The following is a 4,706-nucleotide window of genomic DNA, read 5'->3' on the forward strand; positions in this document are numbered from 1 at the left end:
CGAGCCGCGCAGCGCGTCGTCGCCCGCCGTGCCGTCCAGCACCAGCCCCGCCGGCGGCGGCGTGACGGGCTCGGGCTCGGGCGGGGGCGCGGGCTGGGGCTGCGGATCCGGCTCAGGCTCGGGCTGGGGCGCGGGCTGGGGCGCAGGCTGGGGCTGCGGATCCTGGGGGGCGGTGCCGGTGTATTGCGACACGCGGACCCAGTCGACGCTGATGTCCACGCTCCGCACGCCGGTGTCGTTCGGGTTGCCGTACCAGCCATCGTTCTCGAGCCCGACATGGCCCTGAAGGCCGACCGACATCTTCTCGGTGGGGATGTTCTCGCGGGTCTCCGCCACCTTCACGCCGTCGACGTAGAGCGTCATCCGGTCGGGAAACCAGTCGAGCGTGTAGGTGTGCCACTGGCTGTGGTCGAGCTCGAAGAACTGCGAGGCATAGAAGTGCTCGCCGTTGGGGCCGACCCAGTGATTGGTGAACATGCCGTCGCCGTTCTTCGGCGTCTCCAGGATGTCCACCTCCGGCGGCCAATGGTCGTTGGAGGTCGGCCAGAGGAGGAAGCAGGGGCCGGCGCCCTCCACCTCGACGCTGGTCTTCGCGCGGATCTCGACGCGGCCGTACAGGAAGCCGTGGCCGAGGCCGGCCGGCGCGTTCGGATAGGGCGCGGTGGACAGGCCGCCGACGGTCCAGATGCCGTTGTCGTGGCCGTCCATGCCGATCGTCAGCTCCCCGTTCCCGACGGAGAGCTGGCCGTTGTCCCACCAGAACGCGTTGTTCCAGTACATCGAGCCGCCATAGGTGATGGGCCATTTGGCGTGTTCGAGGGCGGTGCCGTTGAAGCCGTCGAAGAAGATTGTCTGCCAGCCCGTCATGTCGAGCGGCGCGGGGTTGACGTCGTTGTACGTGCCCATTGGCGGTCCTCTGCCTGTTCGCGGCGGTGCGATCTGCTCGCGACAGCGTGAGTCCGCAACTTGGGATGGAATGTCCAGTCTAATTGTATTCTATCTGGGATTACGTGGCGAACCAATGGGTTATGGCTGGCAGATTGGGTATCAACCCGGACGCAATTCGCCCGGCACAGGCCGCTGGCGGGTGCTTCCAGGTCAGCCCAGGCCCAGCAGCAGGAGCAGGCCGGCAGTGCCGAGCCACACCCACATGGCGCGATCCAGGCCGAGGCCGGCGCGCTCCGCCACCGCGGCCGGCAGGCCGGACAGCAGCAGCGTCCCGGTCGAGACGAGCAGGCTGGCGCCGTAGAAGATGGTCTCGTTCGACGGCCGCAGCATCTCCGGCATCCAGACCGGCCAGAGCGCCATCATGATCGGCAGGGCCGGGCTGATCAGGCCGTTCACCAGGCTCAGCGCCACGGTCGCGACGAACAGGTTCTGCGGGCTCATCGCGCTCACCCCGCCCCGGGCGGCGTGATGCGGGGCGCCATGCCCATGCCGACCAGCAGCACGCCCACCACCAGGCGGATGCCGAACAGCCAGCAGGCGGCGACCAGCGGCAGGAAGCGACCCTCCACGTAGCTCGGGATCATCCGGCGGGCGCACCAGACGGCCCAGTCGGTCAGCAGCCGGAAGCCGCGCCAGATGTAGTTCGGGCTGTCGTGCGGGACGAAGACCTGCATCATGAAGCGGCCGATGCAAGCCCAGGCCGTCAGCGCCAGGACGTACATCACCACCCAGAAGACGAGGTGGTCGGTGACGAAGGACTGCATCGCCCCCCCGAGCGCGGCCTGCGCTGCCTGTGCAAGAAAAAGGGGCGGCCGACAAGCGGCCGCCCCCATCAGGCGCGAACCGGCGGCGCGTCGCGCCGCCGGCGCTGATCACTCGACGGCTTCGCGCGCATCCGCCAGGCGGACGCCGCCCTTCGGGATGCGGATGTCGTCGATGAAGTCCTGCATCGCCTGGCTGGGCGCCGTGGTGAACTTGGACACCAGCCAGATGGTGAGGAAGGACAGCGGCACGCCGATGATGCCGCCGGAGATGTTGTTCAGCGTCCAGAGACGGGCGACGGTGCGGCCGCGCAGGACCACGCTGTCGGTCGTCAGGATCAGCTGGCCGAACCAGGCCATCGCGCCGTCCTGGATCTGGGCGGCGTTGTTGACCAGGCCCTGGGCATAGGCCTTCAGCTCCGCCGAGGCCTGCGGCAGCGCCGCGGTCTGCCGGGCGGCGGCCAGGATCGCCTCCTTGGTGCCGAAGAGCTCCATGAAGGACAGGCCGTAGAACTCCGTCCAGATCAGGTAGCCGAAGGTGAAGACGTAGCCGACCACCATGCCCCAGACGGCCGCGGCGTTGGTCGTCTTCTTGTACCAGACGCCCATCACCAGCGCGGCGAAGAGGCCCGCAGCGGCGATGGAGAAGGCCCAGGCGACGAGGAACAGGATGTCGGCGCCCATGTTGCCTGCCGTCCAGGCAGCCAGGATGGCGACGATCACGAGCAGCACGCGCGAGATGATCAGGCGCTTCGCGGTCGGCGCGTTGCGGTCGATCATCTTGTAGTACACGTCGTGCGACAGGGCGTTGGCCAGCGCCAGCAGCAGGCCGTCCGCGGTGGAGAGAGCGGCGGCGAGGCCGCCGGCGGCCACCAGGCCGGCGATCACATAGGGCAGGCCCGCGATCTCCGGCGTGGCGAGCACGACGACGTCGGGGTGGATGCGGAACTCGCCCCACTGGACGATGCCGTCCCGGTTCACGTCCACGATGTTGACCCAGGGCACCCCGTAGGGGGAGACGATCTGCCAGTTCTTGATCCACTCCGGCAGGGCCGCGATCGGCTGGCCGATGACGGTCTGGTAGATCTCGAGCTTGCCGAAGGCGGCGTAGGCCGGCGCCGTGAAGTAGAGCAGGAAGATGAAGAACAGCGACCAGGCCACGGACTGGCGCGCCTCACGCACGGACGGCGTGGTGAAGTAGCGCATCAGGATGTGCGGCAGGGCCGCGGTGCCGACCATCAGGCAGAACACCAGGGCGAAGAAGTTGAACGCCGCCGACCAGGAGAAGGCGCCGTTCGCCCCGATGAAGGGCGCGGTGTGCCAGCCCGTCACGCCGGGCGGGGGCGTCATGCCGGCGGCGCGGAAGCCGTTCTCCAGCCCCTCGATCCGCTCCAGCGCGAAGCCGTACATGATCTGCGGCAAGGGCACGCCGGTGACCTTCACCGACATCAGGACCGCCGGGATCAGGTAGGCGATGATCAGGATGATGTACTGCGCCACCTGGGTCCAGGTGACGGCGCGCATGCCGCCCAGCATCGAGCAGACCAGGATGCCCGCCAGGCCGACGAAGACCGCGAGGCCGAAGGAGACGTCCAGGAAGCGCTGGGTGATGATGCCGACGCCGACGATCTGCGCCACGACGTAGACGAAGCTCGCCGTGATCAGCACCGTGACGCCGACGGCGCGGGCGAGGTTGCCGCCGTAGCGGGCGCCCAGGAAGTCCGGCACGGTGTACTGGCCGAACTTGCGCAGGTAGGGCGCGAGCAGGATGGCCACCAGCATGTAGCCGCCGGTCCAGCCAAGGATGAAGGCGAGGCCGCCGTAGCCGAGCGCGTAGAGCGAACCGGCCATGCCGATGAAGCTTGCGGCCGACATCCAGTCCGAGCCCGTGGCCATGCCGTTGTAGAGCGCGGGCACGCGGCGGCCGGCGACGTAGTACTCCGAGACGACGGCGGTGCGGCTGATGATGCCAATGTAGGCGTAGACGCCGATCGTCAGGAAGACGAACAGGTAGCCGATGATGCGGTCCGGCACGCCCATCTGCTCGAGGATGGCGAGCACGACGACGAAGGCGGCGAAGCCGCCGGTGTAGCCGGCGTAGATCTTGCCGAGCGAGGCGATGAAGGGGTCCTTGCCCCCGGTGCTGGCGGACATGGGCTCAGTCCTCCTGCACGCCGAATTCCTCGTCGATCTGGTTCTGGCGCTTGCCGAACCAGAACAGACCGACGACGAAGATGATCAGGCTGCCCTGCGCGGCCATGTAGAAGCCGAGCGGGAAGCCCAGGATATGGATCGGGTTGATCATGGGCGCGAAGAAGTGGACCGCGAAGCTGGCGAAGAACCAGATTCCCAGCACCGTCCACATCAGTCCGGAGGTCTTCTTCCAGTACGCCTCGCCGGTCGCCCGGTCGACGGCGGCGCTGGACGCGCTCCGGACGTTGACGTCCTCCACCAATGGCATTCCGCTGACACTCCCCCGGTAGCGCCGCGCCGGACCGTCCCGACCGTCGGCTTTCGTGAACGGTTCCGCGAGCACGGACCGTGAAATTTTCTTCAGGCGGGCCGCTATCATGTAACCGATTAGACAGGCAACATCCGCCACCCCCGATGGAACATTAACATATGTCCATGTGGCTTTCCCGCCTCCTCGGCCGCCGGCGCGACACCACCCCCGAGGCGCTGGAGAGCTTCCTGGCCGCACGCGCCGCCTTCGTCGCCCAGAAGACCGTGCTGGACTATTGCCGGGTCAAGGCGGGCCGGCAGGAGCGCGAGATGTTCGCCGACCCCGACTTCCGGCGCGCGCTGCAGCACTGCCGCTGGCGGACCTTCGCCGCTGCCGTCCAGGACGTCGTCGCGATGGCGGAGGCCTGGCTGCGCCCGCAGCAGCCGGGGCAGGCGGGGGCGCTGGCCGCCGCGCTGGCGGCGATGGGCGGCCGCATCCTGGATGCGGCGCCGGCCCCGGCGGAGGAGCGGGACGCCCTGGACGGCGCGCGCGAC

6 protein-coding genes are annotated in these 4,706 nt (G+C 68.6%); 1 reads left to right on the top strand and 5 read right to left on the bottom strand.

The features are described 5' to 3' along the window. The 5 genes from OZN99_RS25825 to OZN99_RS25845 all read right to left on the bottom strand — a co-directional run. Positions 1–906, bottom strand: a 906-nt coding sequence (locus OZN99_RS25825; RefSeq protein WP_270938104.1) for a glycoside hydrolase family 16 protein, incomplete at its 3' end; no start/stop codon positions are given. 192 nt (positions 907–1,098) lie between these two features. After that, the gene (locus OZN99_RS25830) at positions 1,099–1,389 is read right to left on the bottom strand and encodes a hypothetical protein (protein WP_270938105.1); all 291 of its coding nucleotides are present in this window, start codon (positions 1,387–1,389) and stop codon (positions 1,099–1,101) included. 5 nt (positions 1,390–1,394) lie between these two features. After that, on the bottom strand, positions 1,395–1,712 hold the full coding sequence (locus OZN99_RS25835; RefSeq protein WP_270938106.1) for a YggT family protein: 318 nt from the start codon (positions 1,710–1,712) through the stop codon (positions 1,395–1,397). A 108-nt stretch (positions 1,713–1,820) separates the two neighbouring features. After that, positions 1,821–3,863, bottom strand: a complete 2,043-nt coding sequence (locus tag OZN99_RS25840) for a sodium:solute symporter family protein (RefSeq protein WP_270938107.1) — start codon at positions 3,861–3,863, stop codon at positions 1,821–1,823. A 4-nt stretch (positions 3,864–3,867) separates the two neighbouring features. Next, a complete protein-coding gene (locus OZN99_RS25845) occupies positions 3,868–4,170 on the bottom strand; it encodes a DUF4212 domain-containing protein (protein ID WP_270938108.1) in 303 nt (100 codons plus the stop codon). Between the two features lie 167 nt (positions 4,171–4,337). Between OZN99_RS25845 and OZN99_RS25850 the strand changes: the two genes are divergently transcribed. Continuing rightward, on the top strand, positions 4,338–4,706 hold a 369-nt coding region (locus tag OZN99_RS25850), incomplete at its 3' end, for a hypothetical protein (RefSeq protein ID WP_270938109.1).

Source organism: Falsiroseomonas oryzae (assembly GCF_027856955.1).
Classification (GTDB): Bacteria; Pseudomonadota; Alphaproteobacteria; order Acetobacterales; family Acetobacteraceae; genus Falsiroseomonas; species Falsiroseomonas oryzae.

Bases quoted from the DNA above. Each gene is read 5' to 3' on its own strand.
- OZN99_RS25835 (WP_270938106.1), bottom strand. From the start codon at position 1,712: ATGCAGTCCTTCGTCACCGACCACCTCGTCTTCTGGGTGGTGATGTAC.
- OZN99_RS25845 (WP_270938108.1), bottom strand. From the start codon at position 4,170: ATGCCATTGGTGGAGGACGTCAACGTCCGGAGCGCGTCCAGCGCCGCC.
- OZN99_RS25840 (WP_270938107.1), bottom strand. From the start codon at position 3,863: ATGTCCGCCAGCACCGGGGGCAAGGACCCCTTCATCGCCTCGCTCGGC.
- OZN99_RS25830 (WP_270938105.1), bottom strand. From the start codon at position 1,389: ATGAGCCCGCAGAACCTGTTCGTCGCGACCGTGGCGCTGAGCCTGGTG.